The following is a 24,451-nucleotide window of genomic DNA, read 5'->3' as shown; positions in this document are numbered from 1 at the left end:
ACGCGATCGTCGGATCGTCACAGCTGATCGACAGGTCCCCGGCCGGGCTCAAGGGCCGGGGACCTGTCCTTTAGGCTCGCGGGAAGGACAGTTGAGGCGGGGGATCAAGGTGGGGAAGACCGGACATGAGCAAGCGCGCCGTACGCATACTTCTGGTCGTCGTCGTGGTCCTCGGGGGTCTGTTCGTGGGGGCCGACCGGCTCGCCGTGAACTTCGCCGAGAACGAGGCGGCGGAGAAGCTGCGCACCAGCGAGGGGCTGAGCGAGACCCCCGACGTCTCCATCAAGGGTTTCCCCTTCCTGACGCAGGTCGCGGGCGGTGAGCTCGACGACGTGGAGATCGGCATCAAGGACTACGACGCCCGGTCCGGCTCCGACTCGGTCCGCATCGCCGACCTGACCGCCCACATGAAGGGCGTGGAGTTCTCCGGTGACTACAGCTCGGCGACGGCCGCGACCGCCACGGGCACCGCGCACGTCTCGTACGACGAGCTGCTGAAGGCCGGCAAGTCCGAGCCCGTGTCGCTGCCGCTCGGGGCCACCGGCAAGGTCGTCGGCCTCTCCGACGGCGGCAACGGCAAGATCAAGGTCGAGGTCGAGGTCAGCAAGGGCGGCGCGAAGCTGCCCAAGCCCGTCCACGTGCTCAGCTCCCTGCGGGTCGAGGGCGACACCATCAAGGTCCACGCGGATGAGATCCCGAAGAAGCTGGAGGTCCTCGGCGTCGCCGTCCCGCTGCCCGAGGGCATGGTCCGCGACGTCACCGACTTCGAGCAGAAGATCGACGACCTGCCGGCCGGGATCAAGCTGGAGAAGGTCCAGGCCGCGCCGGACGGCGTCGACATGACGGTGACCGGCTCGAACGTGAGCCTGACCGGCTGAACCTCGACCTGAACCCCGCCGCCAGGCCCTCGTCCGCAGTGCGAGACGGAGCGTCCGGCGGGCGGATGTGACGGGCACGACACGGAGCCCGGGGCCCCACCGGGGCGGCCCCGGGCTTCCGTCATTCCCACATCGTGGACGATCGTGTCTCAATATACGGAGCACCGGTGACACGGCCGCCCCCGCGTCCCTACGATCGGCTCTATGAACCGACAGGCGGACCTCACGAAGCGGCGGGCAGTAGACCTGTGCCGCGTCGCCGCCATGCTCTGTCGCACCTTCTAGCGGGAGCCGCAACTCCCGTATTCCCCCGGCCCGTCGACGACTTCGGTCAGGGCCACCCCCCGTGCCACGTACGCCCGTGCCTCCCCGCGCGTCTCAGCCGTACCCGCACGTCCCCTCGCACAGCCGTACCGCCGTAACTGCCCCGGAGGAGAGAAGCATGAGCCGCAGCGACGTCCTGGTAGACGCCGACTGGGTCGAGGCCCACATCGACGACCCGAAGGTCGTCCTCGTCGAGGTCGACGAGGACACCTCCGCGTACGACAAGAACCACATCAAGAACGCGATCCGCATCGACTGGACCAAGGACCTCCAGGACCCGGTCCGCCGTGACTTCATCGACCAGGAGGGCTTCGAGAAGCTCCTGTCGGCGAAGGGCATCGCGAACGACTCCACCGTCGTCCTCTACGGCGGCAACAACAACTGGTTCGCCTCGTACGCCTTCTGGTACTTCAAGCTCTACGGCCACCAGGACGTGAAGCTCCTCGACGGCGGCCGCAAGAAGTGGGAGCTGGACTCCCGCGACCTGGTCGACGGCGCCGAGGTCCCGAACCGGCCCGCCACCGCGTACAAGGCCAAGCCCCAGGACACCTCGATCCGCGCCTTCCGCGACGACGTCGTGGCCGCGATCGGCGCGCAGAACCTGGTGGACGTGCGCTCGCCCGACGAGTTCAGCGGCAAGCTGCTCGCCCCGGCCCACCTCCCGCAGGAGCAGTCGCAGCGCCCCGGCCACGTGCCGAGCGCCCGCAACATCCCGTGGTCGAAGAACGCCAACGACGACGGCACGTTCAAGTCCGACGAGGAGCTCAAGGCCCTCTACGAGGCCGAGCAGGTGGACCTGTCGAAGGACACCATCGCCTACTGCCGCATCGGTGAGCGCTCGGCCCTGACCTGGTTCGTCCTGCACGAGCTGCTCGGCCAGACCAACGTCAAGAACTACGACGGCTCCTGGACCGAGTACGGCTCGCTCGTCGGCGTGCCGATCGAGCTCGGCGCCAACAAGTAATTCCCCGGACCCTCCGTCCCCTCCCCTCCTCTCCCGTCTCGACCCCTCAGGAGCACCCATGTGTGGAGCAAAGGCCGGCGGCCCCGACGCTTCGACGATCAAGCCCGGTGAGACCACGATCCAGGGCCAGGTGACCCGCGACGGCGAGCCCGTCACCGGTTACGTGCGCCTGCTCGACTCGACCGGCGAGTTCACCGCCGAGGTCCCCACCTCGGCCACCGGACAGTTCCGTTTCTACGCCGCCGAGGGCACGTGGACCGTCCGGGCGCTGGTCCCCGGCGGCACGGCCGACCGTACGGTCGTCGCCCAGACGGGCGGCCTCGCGGAGGTCGCGATCGCGGTCTGATCCGCATCGCGCCATGAACGGCTGAAGGGCCGCACCCCAGGGGGTTGGACGCCACTGGAACGGGGTGCGGCTCTTCGGCTACCGGCGGCGTCTGCCGTCCAGCTCGTCCCACCACTCGTCCGACTTCGGGTCCCCGGAAGGGTCGTCCCACCAGCGGTCGTCCGGACCGCGCCGGTTCGCCACCATCGCCGCCAGCGGCGGGATCACCATCGCCACCACGCACATGCCGACGGCGACCGGCATCGACCACAGCCGCACGACGCCCCACGCCAGGACGAACAGCGTGAGGCACGTCCCCATCATCACGAAGTACACATGGCGCCTGCGCGCGTACATACGTCCAGCGTACGACCGGGCCGGCTCAGTACACGAGCGCCTGGACGCCGTCCGTCGTCGCCTCCTGGACGAAGACCTGCGCGCCCGCGATCCGCACGCCGGGGATGACGTCCTGCTCCGAGATGTCGCGGCGCGCCGCGCACTGCGTGCAGAGCGTGATGCGGCCCGCCGACATGATCGAGTCGATCAGGTCCGGCAGCGGCGCGGCATGCGGAAGGTCGAATTCCGCCGCGCGGCCCGGCAGCGCGAACCACGACGACTCGCCGGTCAGCCAGAGCGACACCTCCACCCCGCTGGCCACGGCCACGGCCGCGACCGTGAAGGCCTGGGAGCAGCGCTCGGGGGCGTCGGCCCCGGCGGTCACCTTGATCACGAGCTTCTTCGCCATGGCGGCATCGTAAGGCCCCACACGTAAGGGCCCTCACAGAGAGAGACGGGCGCAGCCCGACTACAGTGGGACCGGCTCTGATACCTGCCCCAACAGCTCACCGAGGAGCACCCCGTGCTTGAGGCCTTCTTCTCCGCCCTGCTGGTCCTGGTCTGCGTCGGCGTTCTCGCCTTCGCCGGGCTCACCGTGAAGAAGCTGTACCAGGGCCAGCGCTGATACCCGCCCACCCGTCGCCCGACCACCACCCCTGATGGTGCGCTTCGCGCGCTGTGCACTCACCCCACCACCACAGATCGCCTGAGCTTCCCATGATCGAGATTCCGTCCGACCTGCACCCCTCCCTCGTCCCCCTCGCCTTCCTCCTCGGCAACTGGGCGGGCGCGGGCGTCACCGACTTCCCCGGCGCCGAGAAGGCGAATTTCGGCCAGGAGGTCTCCTTCACGCACGACGGGCGGGACTTCATCGAGTACCGCTCGTACACCTGGGTGCTCGACGCCGAGGGCAACAAGGTGAAGCCGCTGGAGTCCGAGTCCGGCTTCTGGCGCGTCTCCGCCGAAGGTGACAAGGGCCCCCGCAACGTCGAGGTCGTGATGGTCCGCGACGACGGCGTCGTCGAGGTCTGGTACGGCGAGCTGGCCGACAAGAAGCCGCAGATCGACCTGGTCACGGACGCCGTCGCGCGCACCGCCGCCTCCGGCCCCTACACCGGCGGCAAGCGGCTCTACGGCTACGTGAAGGGCGACCTGATGTGGGTCGGCGAGAAGCAGACCCCCGAGGTGCCGCTGCGCCCCTACATGTCGGCGCAGCTCAAGAAGGTCGTCACGCCCGAGGAGGTCGCCGCCATGGCGCGCAACCTCGGCGACCTGCCCGACGACGGCATCGCTTTTTTCAAGTAGACCTAGAATCTCTGGTGTGGCGAGCACCGACTCCGACTGGAAGAGCGATCTGCGGCAGCGCGGCTACCGGCTGACTCCGCAGCGCCAGCTTGTTCTCGAAGCCGTCGACACTCTTGAGCACGCGACCCCCGACGACATCCTCTGCGAAGTGCGCAAGACGGCGTCGGGGGTGAACATCTCCACGGTGTACCGGACCCTTGAGCTCCTGGAGGAGCTGGGCCTCGTCTCGCACGCCCACCTCGGGCACGGCGCGCCGACGTACCACCTGGCCGACCGTCACCACCACATGCACCTGGTCTGCCGGGACTGCACGGACGTCATCGAGGCCGACACCGAGGTCGCTGCGGAGTTCACCGCGAAGCTGCGCGAGACGTTCGGCTTTGACACCGACCTGAAGCACTTCGCGATCTTCGGGCAGTGCGGGAAGTGCCGGCAGAAATAAAAGCCGGGGCTCGCTGGTCGTACTCTTTGTGAACATGAAGAGCCCCCTCTTGTCCCTGCCCGGCGCCGTCCCCGCCGAGGGCGTGGACGAAGGCATCGCCGCCCACTACGGCGACCTGTTCCGCGAGCAGCGCGCCCTCGCCGACGGCACCGGTTTCGTCGACCTCTCCCACCGCGGCGTGGTCACCGTCACCGGCTCCGACCGGCTGAGCTGGCTGCACCTCCTGCTCACCCAGCACGTCAGCGAGCTGCCCGCAGGCCAGGCCACCGAAGCGCTGATCCTCTCCGCCAACGGCCACATCGAGCACGCCCTGTATCTCGTGGACGACGGCGAGACCGTCTGGGCGCACGTCGAGCCCGGCACCCAGGACGCGCTCATCGCGTACCTGGAGAGCATGAAGTTCTTCTACCGCGTCGAAGTCGCCGACCGCACCGACGAGTTCGCCGTCGTCCACCTCCCCGCCGGTTCCATCGCCCCGGTCCCCGAGGGAGTCGCCGTACGCGAGACGGCACACGGCCGGGACCTGTTCCTGCCGCGGACGGACCTGGAGGCGTACGCCGAAGGGAACGGCCCCGCCGCCGGGCTCCTCGCGTACGAGGCGCTGCGTGTGGAGTCGCACCGGCCGCGCCTCGGCTTCGAGACCGACCACCGCACGATCCCCCACGAGCTGGGCTGGATCGGCACCGCCGTGCACCTCCAGAAGGGGTGCTACCGCGGGCAGGAGACCGTCGCCCGCGTCCACAACCTGGGGAAGCCGCCGCGCCGCCTGGTCTTCCTCCACCTGGACGGCAGCGAGGTGCACCTGCCGGTGGCGGGTACGCCGCTCCAGCTCGCCGCCGACGGGGCCGAGGGCCGGAAGCTGGGGTTCGTGACGACCGCCGTACGCCACCACGAGCTGGGGCCCATCGCGCTGGCCCTGGTCAAGCGGAACGTGCCGGTGGACGCGGAGCTGCTCGCCGGGAACGTGGCCGCGGCGCAGGAGGTCGTGGTCGAGCCGTAGCCGCCCCCGGGGCGCGGGGTGTCACATCTCCAGGAGCACCGTGAACGGGCCGTCGTTCGTCAGGCCCACCCGCATCCGCGCCCCGAACCGGCCCGTCGCCACCGTCGCCCCGAGGGCTCGCAGCTGCGCCACGACCTCCTCGACAAGGGGTTCGGCGACGTCTCCGGGGGCCGCCGCGTTCCAGGTGGGGCGGCGGCCCTTGCGGGCGTCTCCGTAGAGCGTGAACTGGCTGATGACCAGCAGCGGCGCGTCGGTGTCGCTGCACGACCTCTCGTCGGCCAGCATGCGCAACGTCCAGAGTTTGCGGGCGAGTTGGGCCGCCTTCTCCTTGGTGTCGTCGTGGGTGACGCCCACCAGGACGCACAGGCCCTCGCCGTCGATCTCGCCCACCGTCTCGGCGCCGTCCGCGCCCTCGACGACCACGCTCGCGCCGTCCACCCTCTGCACCACTGCTCGCATACGGTCATCATGCCGTGTTCCCGGCGGCGGCCGGCCGGGTACCCCGATGGTCCCGACGGTCTCATCGGATGCTCAGGATCCCCCCATCTGGGGCTGATTGCGGGCACTCATTCACATAGCGGCCACTCGGGGTGGCACGATGCTCACACGCGGTGCACCGCGGAGGCCGGTCGAGGGGACGGGTAGAGCAACATGATCACACCAAGTACGGGGCAGTCGCCCGGCCGCATCTCGCTGCGGCGCACACCGGTTCCGCGTCCACCGACGCAGCGCACGGCGAGTCCGCTGCTGCCCCCCGACGTGCCGGTGCGCGATCTGGCGGCGCGGCGGCTGCCGGAGCTTCGTGAGCTGCGCCGGGCAGCGCAGCGGGACGAGGCCGACCTCAGCTACGTGCGGCGGCTCCTGCAAGGGCGCATCGACATCCTGCGGGCCGAGATCGCGCGCCGCGGGGACACGCTGAAGCCCACCCCGGAGGCGGCCGTCGTCGACCGGCTCTCGGAGATCCTGGCGGACGCCCCGGCCCGGCAGCGCTCGTCGGCCCGGCACGTCACGCTCGGCACGCCGCACAGCGAGGAGTACCGCCTGCTGGCCACGGAGATGCTCGCCGAGGTCGCGCTGTCGGACCTCGCGGCCCGCACGGACGACGAGCTGCACGCGGCCATGGGCCGCCTCGTCCGGTACGAGCAGCAGGTCTCCCGGCGCCGCCAGTCGCTCCAGCGCACGGCGGACGACTGTAGCGCGGAGATCACCCGGCGGTACCGCGAGGGCGAGGCGCAGGTGGACGACCTGCTGGTGTGACCGCGGGGAGCGGGCCGGCCCCGGCGCACGGAAATTCCCGTGCGCCGGGGCTTCGCGCTGCCTAGCGTGGGCGCATGAGTGATCTTGAGGGTGCGGTTCAGGGCGAGGTCGAGGTGAGAGCGGTCACGGAGGAGGAGTTCCCCGGTTGGCTGCGCGCCGCCAACGCGGGGTTCCTCCGGCCGCTGGCCGCCGTCTCCGACGAGGCCGTGGCGCACGCCCGCGCCCGGGGTGACCTGGCCAGGACGCAGGGCGCCTTCGACCGGGGCCGCTGCGTGGGCACGTACCGCTCCCTCCGGCAGGAGGTGACCGCGGTGGGCGGCGCCGCCGTGGCCGCCAACGCCGTCTCCGCGGTGACCGTCGCGCCCACTCACCGGCGCCGCGGCATCCTCACCCGCATGATGACCGCCGATCTCGCGGCGGCGAAGGAGCGCGGTGACGTCGTCGCCACGCTCATCTCCGCCGAGTACGGGATCTACGGCCGGTTCGGCTTCGGGCCCGCGACCTCGGTCACCGAGTGGACGGTCGACGTGCCGCGCTCGGGGCTCGACCCGCGCTGGTCGGGGCCCGAGGACCCCGGGGCCCGCATCGACCTCGTCGACGGTGACGACGTACGCGAGTTCGGGCCGGAGCTGCACGAGCGGTTCAGGGCCGCGCGGCACGGCGCCATCGACCGCGACCAGTGGTGGTGGCTGCGGAACACCGGGCAGCGGGTCACGCCCGAAGACCCCTGGGAGGAGCCGTTCCACGCCCTCTACCGCGATCCGTCGGGGCGTGTCGAGGGCCTGGTCGCGTACCGCGCCACGGACAACGAGTGGAGCGACACCCTGCTGCCGAGCAGTACCTTGACGGTGCTCTCGCTGACCGCTGTCACGCCCGCTGCCGAGCGGGCCCTGTGGCACTACGTCTGTTCGGTCGACCGGGTCGTCACGGTGAAGTCCGGCTGGCGGGCCCCCGACGACCTGCTCCCGCAGCTGCTGCCGGACCCCCGCGCGGCCCGTGTGTCCGGGCACGCGGACTGGCTCTGGGTGCGGATCCTGGACGTCGTACGGGCCTTGGAGGCGCGTACGTACGCGGGGTCCGGCGCGCTCGTTCTGGAGGTCGCCGACGCGGCGGGGCTCGCCGGAGGGCGCTATCGGCTGGAGGTGGCGGAGAGCGGTGGCGCGGTGTGCGCGCCGACCCGGCAGAAAGCCGATCTCACCTTGGACGTCGCCGGGTTGGGGCGGCTGTGGCTGGGGGACGAGTCCGTGGCGCGGCTCGTGGCGCTGGGGCGTGTGGGGGAGGAGCGGGCGGGGGCGGCCGCGGTGGCCGACGCCCTGTTCCGCACGGCCCGGCGGCCGTGGTGCCAGGACATCTTCTGAGGCGGGCCCGGCAAGAGTGAGCCCCGGCTCCCCCGTAGCCGGGAGCCGGGGCTCGGTTTTCCGACGGCCGGCCGGACTCCCGGCTCCCCTCCGGAGGGGAGCCCGGCCAGTCGGACCCGCTCGGCCGGGCCGGTCAGCCCGACTGGGCGAGGAGCAGGACGAGCAGTGCCGCCCCGACCCCGCTGATCTTGGTGTTCTTCGCCTTGATCCCCACGGTCAGCAGGACGAAGGCGATGATGCCCAGTGGTCCGTACCTCCACTGGATGAGCTGTTCGAAGCCGATGGCGAGGGCGGCGACGACAAGAGCGATGAGCGGCATGGCGTTCCTCCTTCGGATCGGGGTGGCGGTCCCCGTTCGGCCGGTGACCAACTGGCGGGCCGGGCCGGTGCTTCGCCGCGACTGCCGATGGGTGGTGGCCAACCCCGGAGGGGTCTGACCATGTCGCCAAAGTTGGCTACCAACTTCAACTGACTTATCTCCGCTGGGAGTCGACTCATAACCACCTTTCCGACAACTCCCGTAAGATGGCGCGAAGTTGTACTGTTTGGTTGTGAGCACGGAACCCGCCCCCGTCAACGGGCGCAAGAAGCGGCGCTCCCACCGCGAGGTGGCCGACGTACTGCGCGACCGCATCAGGTCCGGATCGCTGCGGCCGGGCCAGCGCATGTCGACACAGGCCGAGCTGGCGGACGAGTTCGGTGTGGAGCGCGGCGCCGTGCGCGAGGCGCTGCGCATCCTGCACCGTGAGCACCTCCTGTCCAATGTGTCCAAGGGAAGCCCCGCCACGGTGGCCGAACCTTCCGAACGCCTGCTCGGAGGCGGCGGCGCGGCGCGCCCGCAGCCCACGATGGTCGGCCTCGCACCACGCGTCGCGGCGGCCTTCGACGCGCCCCACGTGGAGATCGACGCACTCTGCCTGACCTCCATCTCGCTCACCATGGCGATCGGCGAACCGCTCCGGCGGATCCACGCCGGGCAGCGCAAACCGGCCAAGGTCGACGTCCGGGTGCTGCTGCCGAGCCGCGACATCGCCCTCGCCTTCCCGGCGGCGGTCGACGGCGGGAAGGACGAGAGCGGGCAGGTGCACCGCCGCTGGCTCGACCAGCGCAACGCGCAGGGGCAGGTGCTGCGCCACAACCTCCTCGCGCTGCGGGCCTCGCACGGCATCGACGTATCGGTGCAGTTCCGCGCGCTGCCGTTCACGCCGCCGGTGAAGCTGTACCTGATCAACGGCTCGGAGGCGCTCTTCGCGTACTACACGCTCACCAAGCGGGACGAGGAGATCGGCCAGGAGTCCCTGGAGATGTACGACGCGCAGGGCACGCAGTCGATGCTCTTTCCCTTCCGGCAAGGGGACGGGCTGCGGGACGCGACGTTCGTGGAGCAGTCCCACCTGTGGTTCGACGCGCTGTGGAACACGATCAGCTGTGACCTTGAGTTGGCGGCGGGCTGAGCGTGACTCCGGCGGCGGGCCGAGCGTGGCTTCCCGTCGACCGCCGCCGGCCCGCTGCTCAGCTTGCCGGGCCTGTCACCATCAGGGCGAGGACCACGGCGCCGATGGAGCTGCACGTGGCGTTCTTCGCCTTGACCCCGACGGTCAGCAGGAGAAGACCGGCGATGCCCATCGTGCCGTACTTCCACTGCACGAGCTGCTCGACGGTGACGACGACCACGGCTGCGAGGAGGGCTATGACGGGCATGGTGGTTCCCCCTTCTGCCATCTTGACCAAGTTGGTAACCAACTCTGTTGTAGTTGTCCCCACTTGGTCCGGCCGGATAAACAAGTTCCGCTCAACTGCCCGGAGATGGCGGTCAGTTGTATCGTTTGGTCGTGACCCAGGAGAACGGTGCAGTGACCGGCAGCAGAAAGCTCTCGCCCCAGGAGATCGCCGACGCCATCCGGGACCGCATCAGGGCGGGTGAGCTGAGGGCGGGGGACCGCCTGCCGACCCAGGCGGAGCTCGCCGAGGAGTTCGGCGTGGAGCGCGGCGCCGTGCGGCAGGCGATGAAGAGGCTCCAGAGCGAAGGGCTCCTCTCCAACATCAGCAAGGGCAGCCCGCCGCGGGTCGCCGAGTCGGGCCCGGCCCCCGCGAGCCAGGGCCCGCAGCCCTCCATGGTCGCCCTCGCCCCACGGCTCGCCGAGGCCTTCGCGGAGCGGGACGTGCGGATCGACGTGGTCTCCTACACCGCCGAGACGCTGATGATCGCCCTTGGGGAGCCGGTCCGCCTGATCCATGAGGGCCGTATCCGCCCGCAGTCGATCACGGTGCGGATCCTGCTGCCGAGCAGCGACATCCAGCTGGCGTTCCCGGTGCCGGTCGAGTACGACGCGGAGAGCCGCGAGCGGCTGCACCAGCGCTGGCTGAACCAGCGCAACGCCCAGGGGCAGGTCCTGCGCCACAACCTGCGGGCGCTGCGGGCCTCGCACGGCATCGAGGTCGACGTCAGGTTCCGCGCGCTGCCCTTCACCACGCCCGTCAAGCTGTATCTGCTCAACCAGCGCGAGGCGCTGCTCGCGTACTACACGCTGGGGCGCGAGCAGCTGGAGCTCGACGCGGACGACGGCGGCGAGGTGGTCGACCTCTATGACGTGCTGGGCGTCAAGGCGCCCCTCTTCTCCTTCGGCGGGGTGGCGGAGGGCTCACGCGACGCCCTGTTCGTGGAGGAGTCGCAGAAGTGGTTCGACGCACTCTGGGCAACCATCACCTCGGACCTGAAACTCTCTTAGGTGACCGCTGACTCGACTGACTCGACGGACCTGACCCATTCGACGGACCCGACCGATTCGACGGTTCCGACTGGTTCGACCCAATCTGGCGCGATATGGCCCGAAGTGTTAGGCACTGAGGCCGAAAGGCTCCACGATCTGATCGATCCCGTTCGTTTCGTGCTCTTCGACTTCGACGGCCCCATCTGCCGGCTCTTCGCCCGGCACTCGGCGAAGCAGGTGGCCGAGGACCAGGTCCGGTGCCTGGCGGGGCTGGGGCTGCCCGGCCTGCTCACCGAGGAGGAGCGGAGCCAGCCCGATCCGTATCTCGTGCTGCGCGCCGTCGACCGGCGCCGCCCCCGGAGCGACCTGGTCGAGGAGCTGGCGAAACACCTCACCCAGCACGAGCTGAGCGCCGTGGCGTCCGCCTTCCCCACCCCGTACGTCGACCCGCTGATCCGCACCTGGTCGGCGCTCGGCGCGCGGCTGGCCGTCACCACCAACAACTCCCCGCAGGCCGCGAGCAGCTACCTCGCCTCGCGCGGCCTCCTGGAGTGCTTCGCCCCGCACATCTACGGCCGCACCCAGGACCTCCGGCTGCTCAAACCCGACCCGCACTGCCTGCACCGCGCGCTGAGAGCCATGGGCGCCGACCCGAAGGCCACGCTGATGATCGGCGACGCCCCCACGGACTTCGAGGCGGCCCGGCGGGCGGGCGTCGCCTTTTTGGGGTACGCGCGCAACGAACGCAAGGCGCGGCTGCTGTGGGAGGCGGGTGCGCGGCATCTGGTGCCGTCCCTGGAGGCGGTCCTGGCGCGACTGCGCACCAGGAGAGCCGGCCGCTAGGCGGGGGGCTCCCAGACGGGGTTCGGGATCACGGGTGCGGCCGGCTTGACGTCCTGGAGGACGTCCCAGAGGTTCTGGAACCACTCCATGTGGTAATTGGCGATCTGCCGCGTCGACTTCGTACGGGAGCGGCGGCTCCAGCTCAAGTACCGGGCCTCGCCGTGTCGGATGCCGAGCCCTTCCGCGTCCAGGATGTCGTACGCCCGGCCGTTTCTCTCGAATCGGCTTTTTCGAATCCCGTACGTGGTGTAGACGGCCCTGTCCTCGTCGAAGATGTAGAGCTTCGACTGGGGGCCATGAGGTGACTCGCGTACCTCGCACTTGATGACGAGCTTCGGATTGCTCCGCTGGGCGCGGTCGAGCAGCGTCCGGAGATCCTCCCAGTACTTGAGCGTGTAGTCGTTGCGCATGCGCTCGCGGTTGACGGCCGAGTCAGTGAAGACGGCCGCGTCGCCGCCCGGCTGTACGGGGGTCAGTTCGCCCGGCAGGTTCATCGGCGAGTTCAGGTGGGCGACGATGATGCGGAGCGTGATGCGCTTGGGTGACAACGACCCGTCGGCGACTTCCAAAAGGGGGTCCCTGATGGTCCCGTAGAACGTCTCCATCGTGAAGCCCGCGAAGTCGATCCGCACGTGCCGTGCTTCGAACGCCTCTTCCGCCGGTCCGCTGAGTTCGCGCAAGGTGTCGAACACCTCCACGCCGGACACCTCACGGTCCGCGCTGCCGCTGATCGCGTCGAAGAGTATGAATGCGACGACCGCCGCGAACGACCCGCCGAGGAATTGCTGTCCCTCCAGGGCGTCGCCCAAGGGGGAGATCAGCTGCGCCGCCACACCCAGCAGCGCCACCAGCGCGAGAAGCCATTTGATGAGTGCGGACTTCATGCCCGAGAGCCGTGCCCGTAATTCATCCAGCGCCGAGGGCCTGTCCCCGTCCGGACCACGTGTGGACAAAGCGACCCCTTCCGCCCTCCGGTAGTGGCGCACCATCATCGCGCACGCAACCCGGGGCGGTCAGGGGTCAGTTGGGGTTCAGGAGTCCCTCGGTCGCCTGCTGGAGGGGGAGAAGAGAAGTGCCGGCCCAGACGGCGCCTTCACGCCACATCGTCCGTGCCGCGGCGTCATTCCTGGCATGGCCGAGAAAGGGGGCCCCCACCGCACGGGCAGCTTGGAGGTCGGTGAGCTGGTCGCCCACGAGGAGGCAGTCCGCCGCCGTGAGCCCCAGATGACGCAAGGCGGCTTCCACGCCGTGCGGATGAGGCTTCATGTGGCGCAGCTCGTGCGGGTCGCGGCCGAAGACCGCCTCGAACTCGGTCTCCAGGCCCGCCCGTTCAAGGTAGGCCCGTACGGGGCCCTCGGCGTTGTTGCTGACGATCACCAGGCGCTTGCCCAGCCGGGCCAGCGCCGTCACCAGGGCCTCGATGTGCTCGCCGGGGACGGCGTCCCGAGCCGCTCGGTACTCGTGGCTCGTCACGATCCCCTCGGCCAGTTCCAGCGTCTTCTGGTCCTCCGGTCCCGGCTTCGCCGCGGTGAACACGTCGCTTCGGAGGAGGTGGAGAAGCCCGTGGGAGTCCGCCGAGGCCCGCACGTCGGGGGAGAGCGGGACCCCGCGCTCCAGGAGCAGGTCCTTGATGTCCTGGGCGATCGGTGCCGTGCGGTAGTGCTGGAAGAAGGGGGTGACCGGTCCATCGAAGTCAAAGAGCAGCGCGCCTGCCCCGGCGATGAGACCAGGCAGGAGACCAGGCAGGTGACCAGGCAGGTGACCAGGCAGGCTGTCCCGGCCGGGAGGGCCACCGTGGGTGGGTCCGCTACCGCCTGAGGGCCTCTGGGGAGTCATCTCAGCAAGTGTGGACCACAGTTCGTCGTCCGACCAGCCGGTGGCGAGGGCCTCGGTCCGGCCGGGCGCCGCTCCACCGGGGGCCGTGCCCTCGTACGGACGAGCGCGGATTAGCTCATGCGGGGCGTGGCTCCTGCCGGGTGGGTGCCGACGGCATGGGCGGTGGCACCACAGGAGTAGCCTGCTCCACTCCGTCCTGACGTCCCCACGTCCCCATGTCCCCATGTCCCCACGTCGGATCATTCCGAGGCGTCCCAGGCTGAAAGAACAGCGATGTCATCCCAAGCGACTTCTGCGGCCCGGGAGCGTGCCGCGCGGGTGAGCGGCAGTGAGCGGGTCCTCGTCGGTCCTCTCAAGGGCTACCACCACGAGACCTACGTCTTTCCCTTGCCGGGCGATGCGGAGGGGCCGGGGCGGGTGCGGTGGAAGTGCCGGGAGCCGCGCAAGGATCTGCTCTGGTTCGACCGGCGTTGCTTCCGTTCGGAAGAGGAACTGGTGCGGGCTCTGAGCGGGCACATCACCCGGATCCCGGACGTCATCGACGTCGGTGATGACGTCGGCGCTTTCGGTCTGCAGAGATTCATCGAGGGCCGGACGCTCGGGTCGCGTCACAAGTTCTCCGACCCCATTCCCGGGCGGCTGATCACGCAGATCGTCGGACTCTTCGGGGAGTTGGCCGGTGTCGACCCCGACGCGTTGTCGGTGGAACGCAGGTGCGTCCCCGAGGACCGCCCGCCCGAGGGGGACTCCACGGCGTTCCTGGAGCGGCTGGTCCTCTTCACCGAGGAACAGGTCTACCTGCGGAACGCCCACCGGTTCGGAGAACTCTTCCACTCGCTCGGCATCGAGCGGAAGTGCTTCGAGAAGCTGCGGGAAGGCCTCTCGGAGCTGACCCCGAGGCCGTTCTCGCTGCTCCACGGCGATCTTCACCGGGAGAATTTCATCGTCGACCGGTACGGACAGCTGTGGACCATCGACTGGGAGCTGGCCATGGTGGGCGACCCGCTCTATGACCTGGCCACCCACCTCTACTTGATGCGGTACCGGCCCGACCAGGCGGAAGAGGTGACGCGGCGCTGGTGCGAGGCCGTCGAGGAGGTGAGACCGGGCAGCTCCGAGGGGTGGGAGCGGGACCTGCCTCGCCTCCTCGATTACAAGAAGGCGCAGTCGGTGTTCACGGATGTCATTCGCTCGGCGCTCACGCTGGACACGAAGCCGGCGTTCCCGTGGTGGCCGCTGCACCGCGGGGGCCGGAAGATCGAGGAAGTCCTCACCCGTGCCTGTGGGCCTCTGGGCCTGGAGGGTGTGCCGGCGCATCGGCAGATCGTGGAGGCGCTGCGGAACTGGGCACGCGCGGACGCCGCTCACGCGTAGCGACGCCGTTCACGCGTACGACGCCGTTCACGCGTAGCGCTGAAGCCCGGTGCGCAGTTGGGCGAAGGCGCGGTTCGCCGAGGTCGCCGCGTCGGGCCAGGCCTCGTCCGCGCTCTCGCCCTCGGTGATCCGGCGCCAGTTCTCCTCGGCGAGGACCCGCTGGACGGCGACGATCTGGGCCGCGGCCAGGCGGGATTCCAGGGGCTTGCCACCGTGCGCGGTGGTCAGGGCCTCGGCGAGGGCCTGTTCGGAGCGGTGCTGGTAGCCGTGGAGGCGGGCGACCAGGGACGGGGTGCCGTAGAGGAGGCGGTGGAAGGCGAGCACCGCGGGGACGTCGCAGAGGCCGGTCACCGGGTCCCGGCGTTCGAGGCCGTCCAGGAAGTGGCGCTGGAGGGCGTCGAGGGCGGGGCGTTTGGCGGGGCGGGCGGCGACCACGCGGGCCGGTTCGTCCTCGTGGTCGGCGAAGCGGTGCAGGACCAGGTCCTCCTTGGTGGCGAAGTAGCGGAAGAGGGTCGGCTTGGACACCTCCGCCGCGGCGGCCACCTCCGCGACCGACACCTTCTCGAAGCCCTTCTCCAGGAAGAGCGCGATCGCCGTCTCGGAGATCGCCTGGTAGCGCTGCTGCTTCTTGCGGATACGCAGGCCGGGCTCGGCGGGTTCGGCGTCGCTGCTGGTCATGGGGGGAGTGTAGGGGCGCGATTCGGGGGGCGACGCGAGGGCGTCGTTACTTGGTTACGAATTTAACTCGGTTACATTATTCTGGCGGGTATGGCCGCCCCGACTTCCCAGACCTCTCAGACCTCTCAGACCTCTCAGACTTCCCAGACCTCCCTCGCCCAAGAACGCAGCTACCACGAAGCCTGCCGCGCCGCCCTGGTCCGCATGGTCGAAGGCGCCCAGGAACGAGTTGTCGGAGGAGCGGACGTGTCCGCGTCCGGCGCCGACGCCGAAGTCCTCGGCTACCAGTTCCGCAGCCACGCCAAGGAGCTGCGCGAGCTGCCCGAAGCGCCCCTCTTCTTCGGCCGCCTCGACTTCGCCGCCACCGGCCCCGCCGCCGAGGGAGCCGGGGACCACCGCGGCCAGCGCTACCACATCGGGCGGCTGCGCATCACCGAGCATCCCTCCGCGCCGCCCCTCGTCGTCGACTGGCGCGCACCCGTCTCCCGCGCCTTCTACCAGGCCGGCGCCCGCGACCCGCAGGGCGTCGCTGTCCGCCGCCGGTTCGGGTGGGTGCCCGGCAGCAAGGGCGACTCCGCGGACCTCACCGGCATGGAGGACGAACACCTGGCCGCGGGCGAGGCCGCGGAAGGCGGCGGCAGCCGCATCGTCGCCGGGGAGATCGAGCGCCCCCGCGTCGGCCCCATGCGGGACATCGCCGCCACCATCCAGCCCGAACAGGACGACCTCGTCCGCGGTGAACTCACCGCCTCCCTCTGCGTCCAAGGCGCCCCCGGCACCGGCAAGACCGCCGTCGGGCTGCACCGCGCCGCCTACCTCCTCTACACCCACCCCCAGCGCATCCGCCGCTCCGGGCTGCTCATCCTCGGCCCCAACCGCACCTTCCTGCGCTACATCGCCGAGGTGCTGCCCTCCCTCGGCGAGAGCGGGGTGCGTCAGTCGACCGTGCGGGACGAGATCAGCCGTGAGCACCGCCATCCGGTGCGCGCCACGGACGACGAGGCCGCCGCCCTCGTCAAGCACGACGCCCGGATGGCTGCCGTGCTGCGCCGCGCGCTGTACTCCAGGGTCGCGCCGCCCACCGAGTCGCTGGCGGTGCCGGACGGCTCGTACCGCTGGCGGGTGCCGCTCGACGAGCTGGAGCGGATCGTCGACGCCGTGCGGGGCGAGGAGCCGCCGTACGCCGTCGGGCGTGAGCGGGTGCGGAGCCGGGCCGTGCGGGCCGTCCAGGACCAGGCCGAGCGGCGCTCCGGGCCCCGCGGCAACGTCTGGGTGCAGAAGATCTCCCGGGCGCGGCCCGTGAGCGCGTTCGTCGACCGGGCCTGGCCCAAGGCCAGGGCGGACGAGGTCCTCGCGGGGCTGCTCGCCGACCCGGACGCGCTCGCCGCCGCCGCGGACGGCATCCTCGACGCCGAGGAGCAGCGGGCGATCCTCTGGGCCAGGCCCCCGCGTTCGTACAAGTCCGCGCAGTGGAGCGCCGCCGACCTGGTGCTGATGGACGAGATCGAGGGTCTCCTCGAACGCCCCGCCGGATACGGGCACATCGTCGTCGACGAGGCGCAGGACCTGTCGCCGATGGAGTGCCGGGCGATCGCGCGCCGCTCGGACTTCGGGTCGCTGACCGTCCTCGGCGATCTCGCGCAGGCCACCACCCCCTGGGCGGCCCGCAGTTGGGCGGAGCTGCTCGGCCACCTCGGCAAGCCGGATGCCACCGTGACACCGCTGACCACCGGCTTCCGGGTGCCGCGGGCCATCGTGGGGCTCGCCAACCGGCTCCTCGCCCGCCTCGACGTCGACGTGCCGCCCGCGCGGTCGATGCGGGCCGACGGGGAGCTGCGGGTCCGTGAGGCGCGCGATGTGGACGCCGCCGCCGTGGAGGCAGTGCGGGGCGCGCTCGCGTGGGAGGGGTCGGTCGGTGTCATCGCCGCCGACGCGCGGACCGAACGGCTGCGGACGGCCCTGGTGGCGGCCGGGATCGAGGCCGCGGGCCCGGACGAGCTGGGCGCGCGCGTGACCGTGCTGCCCGCCTCGCTCGCCAAGGGCCTGGAGTACGACCATGTCGTCGCCGTCGAACCCGCCGAGATCGCGGCGGCCGAGCGGCGCGGCCCGCACCGGCTGTACGTCGTGCTGACCCGGGCGGTGTCCCGGCTCGACGTGGTGCACAGCCGGCCGCTGCCGTGGGAAGCGTGACGCCGCGCGGTGGGTGTCAGCGCTCCAGGACCGCCTCCATGACGGCCTTCGCGATCGGAGCGCCCAGCTTGCCGCCCGCGATCTCCGAGCGCGGGATGTCCATGTTCGACGGGTCGACGAAGACCGCCACCGCGACCGGGGACTCTCCCTCGCCGTTCTTGGCGTAGGAGACGAACCAGGCGTACGGGCGTTCGTCGGTGACGTCTGCGCCGTGCTGGGCCGTGCCGGTCTTGCCGCCGACCGTGACGCCGGGAATCCTCGCCTTGTTCGCCGTGCCGTTCTCGACGGTGTTCTCCATCATCTCCTGGACCTTCTTCGCGGTGTCCTCGGAGACGGCCTGGTTCAGGTCGTGGGGCTCGGCCTTCTCGATCGTCGTCAGATCGGGTCCGCGCAACTCCTCGACCAGGTACGGCTTCATGACCTTGCCGTCGTTGGCGAGGCCGGCCGTGACCATCGCCATCTGGAGCGGGGTGCTGCTCAGGCTGCCCTGGCCCATGCCGGTCAGCGCGGTCTGCGGCTTGTCGAGCTGCTCCGGATAGCTGCTCGCCACGGCCCGCACCGGGATGAACTGCTCTTCGTTGAAGCCGAACTTCTCCGCTGTCTCACGCATCTTGTCCTTGCCGACCTTGAGCGCGATGTCGAGGAAGACGTTGTTGCAGGACCACTGCATGCCGGTCTTCACGGACACCTTGTCGCAGTTGGAGTCGGGCACGTCGTTGCCGATGCGGGTGGAGCTGAGGGGCAGTTTGTACGGGGTCCTGGCGCCGGTCGGCTTGTCGATGTCCGTCACGACGCCGTGCTCCAGGGCGGCGGCCGCAGTGAGGATCTTGAAGGTGGAGCCCGGCGGGTAGATCTCGCGCAGCGCGCGGTTGCTCAGCGGCTTGTCCTTGCGCTTGGCGAGCCGCTCGAACGTCCGCCCCTCCTCCTGCGAGATGCCCGCGAAGACCGAGGGGTCGTACGAAGGTGTGCTGGCCAGGGCGAGTACCTTGCCGGTGCGGGGGTCGAGCGCGACGACGGCGCCCTTGGCGTTCAGCCGTACGAGACCGTCGTAGGCCGCCTTCTGCGCCTTGGGGTCGATGGTGGTGACGACGTCGCCGCCCTGCTGCTTCTTGCCGGTCAGCATGTCCAGGGTGCGCTTGATGAAGAGCCGGTCGTCGTTGCCGCTGAGGATGCCGTTGTGGACGCCCTCCAGGAAGGTGCTGCCCTGGGCCTGCGAGAAGTAGCCCGTCACCGGTGCGTACATGGGGCCCTCCTTGAAGGTCCGCTTGTACGCGAAGTCGGTGCCGGACGTCTTCTTCGAGCCGGTGATGGACTTGCCGCCGACGATGATGTCGCCGCGGGGGTGGGAGAAGGCCTCGATCTGTACGCGGCGGTTCTTCTCGTGGTTCGCCAGGTTGTCGTTCTGCGCGAACTGCACCCAGGTCGCCCGCAGCAGCAGCGCGAGCGTGAGGATGCCGCAGAAGACGGCGATGTGCCGCAGCGGACGGTTCATGTGTGGTGGCTCCCCCCGGGCCGACGGACGAACGCTTGGGGTCCATCCTGTCCGCTTCCCGCGCGGAGCGTACCGGAATCCGGCATCTACGGGCGGGTCGCGGCCCGGGTTCTACCGGTGGGCCACGCCGCCGCGCAGCACCTCGATCACGCTCGCGTAACTGTCGGAGCCGTGGCCCGCGGCGGAGGCCCGTTCCATCGTCGCCTTCAGGAGCTGGGGAAGGGAGTTGTCGATGCCGCGGGCGTGCGCGGCGTGGATGAGGTGGTCGATGGCGGCGATCTGAACGTCGATCGTGGCGTCGTCCCCCGGGTGGTGCCCGGCGTCCACCTGGGGCGCGTACGTCGTCAGGAAACCGGAGACCGCGCCGGTCAGCCAGCGCAGCGCGACCCGGGTGAAGTCCGTGGCCGTGGTCCCCTCGGAGGTCACCAGGGCCGTGCCGTGCAGCCAGCCGGTGAACGCCGCCCACATCAGGCCGAGCAGCGCGGAGTCGTACAGCGAGGCGAGGCCCGGTTCGGCGCCGAGGAAGAGCGGGTCGCCGAGCGCGGCGAGGGTGGGGCGGTGGGCCTCGAAGGCGGCCTGCGAGCCGCTGTAGAGGAACATCATCCGGGGGTCGCCGACGCCCGGCGGGGTCGTCATGATGCCGCCGTCGAGGTAGCGCGCGCCGTGCGAAGCGGCCCACGCCGCCATCTCCACGGCCTGTTCCGGAGCCCCCGAGGTGAGGTTGACCAGCGACTTCCCGGCAAGGCCGCCCGCTGTGGCGACCGGGTGGAGGACGGTGCGCAGGGCGGCGTAGTCGAGTACGCAGGCCAGGACGAGGCCGCTCGCGGCGACGGCGTCCCGCGGTGTCGCCGCCACCTGGGCGCCCCGGCCGGCCAGGGGCTTCTCCTTCTGCGGGGTGCGGTTCCAGACGGTGGTGGGGTGGCCGCGGCCGAGGAGGACGCCGGCGAGGGCGGAGCCCATGAGGCCGAGGCCGATGACGGTGACGGGGCCCGGGGTCCGGGCCTGGGGGGTAGCGGGGGCGGGGTGCGTGTCCGGGTGCGTGTCGGGGCGCTGTGCGTTCGTGTTCTGCGGGTTCATGGGGATCACGCTCGCAGGGCGGGGCGGCACCCGACAGTGACAGTGGTGACGGTGATCACCAATTTCCTGCCACAGCCCGCCCCGCCGGGTGCGCGCGTCCTCGTACGCTCAGGGCATGAGCGCCGGCGCTGGTTCCGTAGCGGTGGTCGTGGCCGAGGAGATCGGGTTCCCGTCCTGGGATCTGTACGAACTGAGCATCCCCTTCACGGTGTTCGGCAAGCCGCAGCCCGATCTGTCCGACCACTGGTACGACCTGCGGCTGTGCGCCACGGGTGAACGGGAGGAGGGTGGCGCCGAGTTCGGCCTCGCGCTGCGTACCCCGTACGGGCTCGAAGGTCTCGCCGGGGCGGACACCGTCATCGTGACATCCGTACCGGACGCCTGCGTCGATGAGGGCAGGCCGCCGGCGCCGGGCCTGACCGACGCCCTGCGTGCCGCCCACGCGGGGGGCGCCCGCATGGTCTCCCTGTGCACCGGCGCCTTCGCGCTGGCCGAGGCGGGGCTTCTGGACGGCCGCAGGGCCACCGCGCACTGGATGCACACCGCGCAACTCGCCGCCCGCTACCCGAAGGTGACGGTCGACGACTCCGTGCTGTACGTGGACGACGGTGACGTCCTGACCAGCGCCGGTCTGACCGCGGGCGTCGACCTCTGCCTGCATCTCGTGCGCCGCGACCTCGGCGCGCACGTCGCCAACCAGTTGGCCAGGCGCATGGTGGTACCCGCCCACCGGCCGGGCGGGCAGGCCCAGTTCATCGACCTGTCGGTGCCCGAGACGGACGACGCGGGCCTCGGCCCCGTACTGGAATGGGCCCGCGCCCACCTGGACCGGCCATTGACCGTCGACGACCTGGCGCGCCGGGCCGCGATGAGCCCGCGCACCTTCTACCGCCGTCTTCGGGCGGTGACCGGCACGACCCCGCTTCAGTGGCTGCTGGGTCAGCGCCTCGCCCGGGCCCAGAGCCTCCTGGAGTCGACGGAGCTGCCGGTGGAGAGGATCGGCGAGCTGAGCGGCCTCGGCACGGCCAACAACCTCCGGCACCACTTCCTCAAGCAGGTCGGGGTGTCGCCGGGGGACTACCGGCGGTCCTTCTTCAGTGCCGGTGCCGGTGCCGGCACCGGTGCCGCTCAGGCGCGCGCCGCCTCTTCGAGGGCGTCCAGCGCGGCCAGGATGTCGGACGGCTCGGCGCGCACGGTGTAGTCGGTGTCGACGAACGACCAGCGGATGACGCCGGTGCGGTCGATGACGTAGGTGGCGGGCAGCGGCAGGGTCCGGTGGTGGCCCGCGTTCACACGGTCGAGTGCGAAGCCCAACCTGTCGTACAGCGCGCCCAGTTCGTCGGAGAGGTCGAACGCGATGCCGAACTGCTTGGCGACGTCGGAACCGATGTCGCTGAGCACGGGAAAGGGGAGCTGTTCCTTCTCGGAGAGGGTGAGGCTCTCGTCGGGGATCTGCGGCGAGACGGCCACGAGGCGCGCGCCGCGGGCGGTGAGGTCGGCGTGGTGCTGCTGGAGGGCGCGCAGGGCGAGGTTGCAGTAGGGGCACCAGGCGCCGCGGTAGAACGTCAGGACGACGGGGCCCTCGGCGAGCAGGGCGTCCAGGGAGACGTCGTCGCCGGTGGCCGAGGCGAGGGTGAAGCGGGGCGCCGGGTCGCCGGTACCGAGGGCGTTCTCGGCGAGGCGGGTGGCGAGGAGCTGGGCGGCGCCGCGGTCCATGACCTCCAGGACGTCGGCGGGCAGTCTGCGGTGGGCGTTGACGTACAGGTCGTGGAGGTCGTCCTTGAGGCTCATGGCGGGTCCGGCCTTTCGGGTCCTGGGCGGTCCGTCCGGAAGAAACTTGGAACGGTCGTTTCAGGATGGCGAGGCACGAGTAGGGCGTCAAGGATTATCTTGGAATCACCGTTCCAGGAACGGTTGATCGCAATTCCTGGAACGGTGATTCCAAGGACGTCGTAGCGCCGCACAGGGGAGCCCCGGCTCATGCCAGACATCAAGCACTTCGACCCGGACGAGGCGCTCGACCGCGTCGTCCGGCTCTTCTGGCAGCACGGCGCCGCCACGACGTCCATCCAGGCCGTGGCGACCGCGACGGGCCTCAACCGCTCCAGCCTGTACGCCACCTTCGGCGGAAAGCGGGAGCTGTACCTGGCCGCGCTGCGCCGCTATCTGCGCGACCACTCCCAGCGGGCGTTCCGGTTCCTCGCCGAGGACGGCCGGGGGCTGCCCGCCGTGCGTGAGTTCTTCGACGGGCTGATCGAGCTGCGCTGCGCGGGCCCGTACGCGGGCTGGGGCTGCATGGTCGTCAACGCCCACGCGGGGGAGGAGCGCGCCGATCCCGAGGTCCGGGCGCTGCTGGAGCGGCATCACGGGCAGTTGCGGGACGCGATGCGGGGCGCACTGGAAGTGGCGCGCACCAATGGGGAATTGGCGCCCGGCACCGATGCGGAGGCGGCCGCCGAGGTCCTGGCCCTCCTCGCGTACGGCGTGAACCTGCGCTCCCGGGCCGGAGCCGACGCGGCCGTGCTGCGCCGGACGGTGGACGTGGCGCTCGCGTCCCTGGGGTGACGCGAAGGCCCCTCGGCCCTGGCGGCCCTGGCGGCCCCGGCGGCTCTGGCGGTGCCGACGGCTCCGGTTCAGCGGCGGCCGAGTAGTTCTGCCATTCGGGACGCGCCGTCGGTGCCGTGGCCCGCGGCGATGACGCGGCGCGCCAGGCCCTCGGCGGCTCGCATCACGCCCGCCTCGATGCCGTGGGCCTCGGAGGTGTGGATGATGTGGGCCATCGTCGAGGCCGTCGACGTGATGGGGTTGTTCTCGCCCGAGAAGGTGCCGTCGTCGATGTCCCCGCCCAACTCATCGAAGATCGGCGGCAGGATCTCGCCGATGCCCCGGGCGAACGGGACGAGCTCCCGAGCGGAGATCCCCTCGGCCTTCGCCACCGCCACGGCGTGCAGGTAGCCGGTCATCGCCGTCCAGAAGATGTCGAGCAGCGCGATGTCGTACGCCGCCGCACGGCCGATGTCCTCGCCCAGGTGGGTGTGGGTGCCGCCCAGCGCTTCGAGGGCGGGGCGGTGCCGCTCGTAGAGGTCTGCCGGGCCGCTGTGGATGAAGACCCCGTCCGCCGTACCAATGGTGGGGATCGGCGTCATGATCGCCCCGTCCAGGTACGCGATGCCGTGCTCGGCGGCCCACCGCCCCGTGTCCCGCGCGCGGTCGGGGGTGTCGGCGCTGAGGTTCACAAGGGTGCGTCCCTTGAGCACGGCGGCGACGGCGTCGCGGCGCAGCACGGCGTCCGACGCGTCGTAATTGACGACGCAGACGATGGTCAACGGACTGCCCGCCACGGCCTCCTCAACCGTACGGGCGCCGATCGCGCCCCGCCCGACCAGCACGGTGTCCCGCCCCGGCGTGCGGTTCCATACGGTGGTCCGCACCCCGGCCGCCAGGAAGGCGGAGGCCAGGGCGCGGCCCATCGGGCCGAGGCCGAGAACGGTGACGGCCGGGGCGTCGGTGACGGCAGCCTGTTCGGAGTACGACGGCGACGGCGATGACGACGGCGATGACGATGACATGAGTCAGCTCCTGTGCGACAAATAAAGGGATAAGAAGGACTGAGGGGGACCCAAGATGACGCGCAGCCGTGCCCAGGACCCGAATGTGTGCGGTGTGACCGCCGCGATCGCCGTGATCGACGGCAAATGGAAGACGGCGCTGCTCTGGCCGCTCGAAAGCGGCCCGCACCGGCCCGGCGAGATGCTGCGCCTGCTGCCGGGGCTCACCGAGAAGGTGCTGACGCAGGCGCTGCGCGAGATGGAGGCGGACGGCATCGTGCACCGGGAGGTGTACGACGTACGGCCGTTGAAGACCGTCTACTCCCTCACGGAGTTCGGCCGCGACCTCTGCGAGGCGCTGGCCCCCCTGTCGGACTGGGGGCACCGCCGCCTGGACCGGCTCGCCGCGTCCCGGCCGGCGTTCCAGCCCGAGTCGAGCGGCGCCAACGGCGCACTGGAACAAGCCTCCTGAGGTTTCGTCATACCGCCCCTTCCGTGCGTCGCGGCGTGGTC

General features: G+C 70.7%; 29 protein-coding genes. 17 read left to right on the top strand and 12 right to left on the bottom strand.

All coding sequences use genetic code 11. The annotated features are described in order from the left end of the window. Nucleotides 1–125: 125 nt before the first annotated feature. From ACOBQB_RS27205 to ACOBQB_RS27190, 4 genes are all read left to right on the top strand, one after another. A complete protein-coding gene (locus ACOBQB_RS27205) occupies nucleotides 126–878 on the top strand; it encodes a DUF2993 domain-containing protein (protein WP_423595152.1) in 753 nt (250 codons plus the stop codon). Between the two features lie 204 nt (nucleotides 879–1,082). Continuing rightward, nucleotides 1,083–1,163: a putative leader peptide gene (locus ACOBQB_RS27200; protein WP_356580218.1), complete on the top strand. Its 81-nt coding sequence runs from the start codon at nucleotides 1,083–1,085 to the stop codon at nucleotides 1,161–1,163. A gap of 157 nt (nucleotides 1,164–1,320) precedes the next feature. Next, complete coding sequence (locus ACOBQB_RS27195; RefSeq protein WP_423595150.1) at nucleotides 1,321–2,166, top strand: sulfurtransferase; 846 nt, start codon at nucleotides 1,321–1,323, stop codon at nucleotides 2,164–2,166. 58 nt (nucleotides 2,167–2,224) lie between these two features. Continuing rightward, nucleotides 2,225–2,512: a DUF1416 domain-containing protein gene (locus ACOBQB_RS27190; RefSeq protein ID WP_054232391.1), complete on the top strand. Its 288-nt coding sequence runs from the start codon at nucleotides 2,225–2,227 to the stop codon at nucleotides 2,510–2,512. Between the two features lie 78 nt (nucleotides 2,513–2,590). On the opposite strand, the gene ACOBQB_RS27185 is transcribed toward ACOBQB_RS27190, so the two are convergent. Together ACOBQB_RS27185 and ACOBQB_RS27180 are read right to left on the bottom strand one after the other, a co-directional pair. Beyond that, nucleotides 2,591–2,848, bottom strand: coding sequence for a DUF3099 domain-containing protein (locus ACOBQB_RS27185; protein ID WP_423595147.1), 258 nt, complete (start codon nucleotides 2,846–2,848; stop codon nucleotides 2,591–2,593). Nucleotides 2,849–2,873: 25 nt separating this feature from the next. Continuing rightward, on the bottom strand, nucleotides 2,874–3,236 hold the full coding sequence (locus ACOBQB_RS27180; protein ID WP_423595145.1) for a DsrE family protein: 363 nt from the start codon (nucleotides 3,234–3,236) through the stop codon (nucleotides 2,874–2,876). A 308-nt stretch (nucleotides 3,237–3,544) separates the two neighbouring features. Here ACOBQB_RS27180 and ACOBQB_RS27175 point away from each other — a divergent pair, with 308 nt between their 5' ends. Genes ACOBQB_RS27175 through ACOBQB_RS27165 form a run of 3 tightly spaced genes read left to right on the top strand, consistent with a single transcriptional unit; the run spans nucleotide 3,545 to nucleotide 5,574 of the window. Further along, complete coding sequence (locus tag ACOBQB_RS27175) at nucleotides 3,545–4,132, top strand: FABP family protein (protein WP_423595143.1); 588 nt, start codon at nucleotides 3,545–3,547, stop codon at nucleotides 4,130–4,132. A gap of 16 nt (nucleotides 4,133–4,148) precedes the next feature. After that, nucleotides 4,149–4,574, top strand: coding sequence for a Fur family transcriptional regulator (locus ACOBQB_RS27170; protein WP_423595141.1), 426 nt, complete (start codon nucleotides 4,149–4,151; stop codon nucleotides 4,572–4,574). Nucleotides 4,575–4,608: 34 nt separating this feature from the next. After that, nucleotides 4,609–5,574: a YgfZ/GcvT domain-containing protein gene (locus tag ACOBQB_RS27165; protein ID WP_423595139.1), complete on the top strand. Its 966-nt coding sequence runs from the start codon at nucleotides 4,609–4,611 to the stop codon at nucleotides 5,572–5,574. 21 nt (nucleotides 5,575–5,595) lie between these two features. Here the strand turns inward: ACOBQB_RS27165 and dtd are convergent, their stop codons facing one another. Then, nucleotides 5,596–6,033, bottom strand: a complete 438-nt coding sequence (dtd, locus tag ACOBQB_RS27160; RefSeq protein WP_423595137.1) for a D-aminoacyl-tRNA deacylase — start codon at nucleotides 6,031–6,033, stop codon at nucleotides 5,596–5,598. Nucleotides 6,034–6,225: 192 nt separating this feature from the next. Between dtd and ACOBQB_RS27155 the strand changes: the two genes are divergently transcribed. Beyond that, nucleotides 6,226–6,831: an ABC transporter substrate-binding protein gene (locus tag ACOBQB_RS27155; protein WP_423595135.1), complete on the top strand. Its 606-nt coding sequence runs from the start codon at nucleotides 6,226–6,228 to the stop codon at nucleotides 6,829–6,831. Between the two features lie 74 nt (nucleotides 6,832–6,905). Then, nucleotides 6,906–8,189, top strand: coding sequence for a GNAT family N-acetyltransferase (locus ACOBQB_RS27150; RefSeq protein ID WP_423595133.1), 1,284 nt, complete (start codon nucleotides 6,906–6,908; stop codon nucleotides 8,187–8,189). Nucleotides 8,190–8,322: 133 nt separating this feature from the next. Here the strand turns inward: ACOBQB_RS27150 and ACOBQB_RS27145 are convergent, their stop codons facing one another. Further along, complete coding sequence (locus tag ACOBQB_RS27145) at nucleotides 8,323–8,508, bottom strand: hypothetical protein (RefSeq protein WP_423595131.1); 186 nt, start codon at nucleotides 8,506–8,508, stop codon at nucleotides 8,323–8,325. Nucleotides 8,509–8,740: 232 nt separating this feature from the next. Here ACOBQB_RS27145 and ACOBQB_RS27140 point away from each other — a divergent pair, with 232 nt between their 5' ends. Beyond that, entirely contained in the window at nucleotides 8,741–9,643 is a 903-nt protein-coding gene (locus ACOBQB_RS27140) for a winged helix-turn-helix domain-containing protein (protein WP_423595129.1), read from the top strand. Nucleotides 9,644–9,701: 58 nt separating this feature from the next. Here ACOBQB_RS27140 and ACOBQB_RS27135 read toward each other — a convergent pair whose 3' ends face one another. Next, entirely contained in the window at nucleotides 9,702–9,890 is a 189-nt protein-coding gene (locus ACOBQB_RS27135) for a hypothetical protein (protein WP_423595127.1), read from the bottom strand. Nucleotides 9,891–10,015: 125 nt separating this feature from the next. Here ACOBQB_RS27135 and ACOBQB_RS27130 point away from each other — a divergent pair, with 125 nt between their 5' ends. Further along, entirely contained in the window at nucleotides 10,016–10,918 is a 903-nt protein-coding gene (locus ACOBQB_RS27130) for a winged helix-turn-helix domain-containing protein (RefSeq protein ID WP_423595125.1), read from the top strand. A gap of 159 nt (nucleotides 10,919–11,077) precedes the next feature. Continuing rightward, the gene (locus ACOBQB_RS27125) at nucleotides 11,078–11,743 is read left to right on the top strand and encodes an HAD family hydrolase (protein WP_423595123.1); all 666 of its coding nucleotides are present in this window, start codon (nucleotides 11,078–11,080) and stop codon (nucleotides 11,741–11,743) included. On the opposite strand, the gene ACOBQB_RS27120 is transcribed toward ACOBQB_RS27125, so the two are convergent. Further along, nucleotides 11,740–12,627: a hypothetical protein gene (locus ACOBQB_RS27120; RefSeq protein ID WP_423595121.1), complete on the bottom strand. Its 888-nt coding sequence runs from the start codon at nucleotides 12,625–12,627 to the stop codon at nucleotides 11,740–11,742. The two genes, ACOBQB_RS27125 and ACOBQB_RS27120, sit on opposite strands and share 4 nt — an antisense overlap. Nucleotides 12,628–12,763: 136 nt before the next feature. Beyond that, nucleotides 12,764–13,579: an HAD family hydrolase gene (locus tag ACOBQB_RS27115; RefSeq protein ID WP_423595119.1), complete on the bottom strand. Its 816-nt coding sequence runs from the start codon at nucleotides 13,577–13,579 to the stop codon at nucleotides 12,764–12,766. 273 nt (nucleotides 13,580–13,852) lie between these two features. Between ACOBQB_RS27115 and ACOBQB_RS27110 the strand changes: the two genes are divergently transcribed. Further along, nucleotides 13,853–14,953: a phosphotransferase gene (locus ACOBQB_RS27110; RefSeq protein WP_423595117.1), complete on the top strand. Its 1,101-nt coding sequence runs from the start codon at nucleotides 13,853–13,855 to the stop codon at nucleotides 14,951–14,953. Nucleotides 14,954–14,980: 27 nt separating this feature from the next. Here ACOBQB_RS27110 and ACOBQB_RS27105 read toward each other — a convergent pair whose 3' ends face one another. Further along, nucleotides 14,981–15,631: a TetR/AcrR family transcriptional regulator gene (locus ACOBQB_RS27105; protein WP_423595115.1), complete on the bottom strand. Its 651-nt coding sequence runs from the start codon at nucleotides 15,629–15,631 to the stop codon at nucleotides 14,981–14,983. A gap of 90 nt (nucleotides 15,632–15,721) precedes the next feature. Here ACOBQB_RS27105 and ACOBQB_RS27100 point away from each other — a divergent pair, with 90 nt between their 5' ends. Then, nucleotides 15,722–17,821 carry a HelD family protein gene (locus tag ACOBQB_RS27100; RefSeq protein ID WP_423595113.1) on the top strand — a complete coding sequence of 700 codons (2,100 nt, stop codon included), beginning with the start codon at nucleotides 15,722–15,724 and terminating at the stop codon, nucleotides 17,819–17,821. Between the two features lie 16 nt (nucleotides 17,822–17,837). Here ACOBQB_RS27100 and ACOBQB_RS27095 read toward each other — a convergent pair whose 3' ends face one another. Together ACOBQB_RS27095 and ACOBQB_RS27090 are read right to left on the bottom strand one after the other, a co-directional pair. Continuing rightward, nucleotides 17,838–19,313, bottom strand: a complete 1,476-nt coding sequence (locus tag ACOBQB_RS27095; RefSeq protein WP_423595111.1) for a peptidoglycan D,D-transpeptidase FtsI family protein — start codon at nucleotides 19,311–19,313, stop codon at nucleotides 17,838–17,840. Nucleotides 19,314–19,424: 111 nt separating this feature from the next. Continuing rightward, nucleotides 19,425–20,390 (bottom strand): NAD(P)-dependent oxidoreductase, encoded by a 966-nt coding sequence (locus ACOBQB_RS27090; RefSeq protein ID WP_423595109.1) that lies wholly within the window; start codon nucleotides 20,388–20,390, stop codon nucleotides 19,425–19,427. Between the two features lie 142 nt (nucleotides 20,391–20,532). Here ACOBQB_RS27090 and ACOBQB_RS27085 point away from each other — a divergent pair, with 142 nt between their 5' ends. Continuing rightward, nucleotides 20,533–21,591, top strand: a complete 1,059-nt coding sequence (locus ACOBQB_RS27085) for a helix-turn-helix domain-containing protein (RefSeq protein ID WP_423598794.1) — start codon at nucleotides 20,533–20,535, stop codon at nucleotides 21,589–21,591. Here the strand turns inward: ACOBQB_RS27085 and ACOBQB_RS27080 are convergent. Beyond that, nucleotides 21,519–22,181: a peroxiredoxin-like family protein gene (locus ACOBQB_RS27080; protein WP_423595107.1), complete on the bottom strand. Its 663-nt coding sequence runs from the start codon at nucleotides 22,179–22,181 to the stop codon at nucleotides 21,519–21,521. The genes ACOBQB_RS27085 and ACOBQB_RS27080 overlap by 73 nt on opposite strands. Before the next feature lie 189 nt (nucleotides 22,182–22,370). Here ACOBQB_RS27080 and ACOBQB_RS27075 point away from each other — a divergent pair, with 189 nt between their 5' ends. Then, nucleotides 22,371–22,955 carry a TetR/AcrR family transcriptional regulator gene (locus ACOBQB_RS27075; protein WP_423595105.1) on the top strand — a complete coding sequence of 195 codons (585 nt, stop codon included), beginning with the start codon at nucleotides 22,371–22,373 and terminating at the stop codon, nucleotides 22,953–22,955. A gap of 68 nt (nucleotides 22,956–23,023) precedes the next feature. Here the strand turns inward: ACOBQB_RS27075 and ACOBQB_RS27070 are convergent, their stop codons facing one another. Then, nucleotides 23,024–23,959 (bottom strand): NAD(P)-dependent oxidoreductase, encoded by a 936-nt coding sequence (locus tag ACOBQB_RS27070; RefSeq protein WP_423595103.1) that lies wholly within the window; start codon nucleotides 23,957–23,959, stop codon nucleotides 23,024–23,026. 55 nt (nucleotides 23,960–24,014) lie between these two features. Here ACOBQB_RS27070 and ACOBQB_RS27065 point away from each other — a divergent pair, with 55 nt between their 5' ends. Continuing rightward, nucleotides 24,015–24,410, top strand: coding sequence for a winged helix-turn-helix transcriptional regulator (locus ACOBQB_RS27065; protein WP_423595101.1), 396 nt, complete (start codon nucleotides 24,015–24,017; stop codon nucleotides 24,408–24,410). The last annotated feature ends 41 nt before the right edge of the window (nucleotides 24,411–24,451 follow it).

The organism is Streptomyces sp. G5(2025) (assembly GCF_049542075.1).
In the GTDB taxonomy this organism is placed as follows: domain Bacteria; phylum Actinomycetota; class Actinomycetes; order Streptomycetales; family Streptomycetaceae; genus Streptomyces.
Note: the sequence above shows the minus strand (reverse complement) of the source record. Positions and strands in the feature narration are given on the sequence as shown.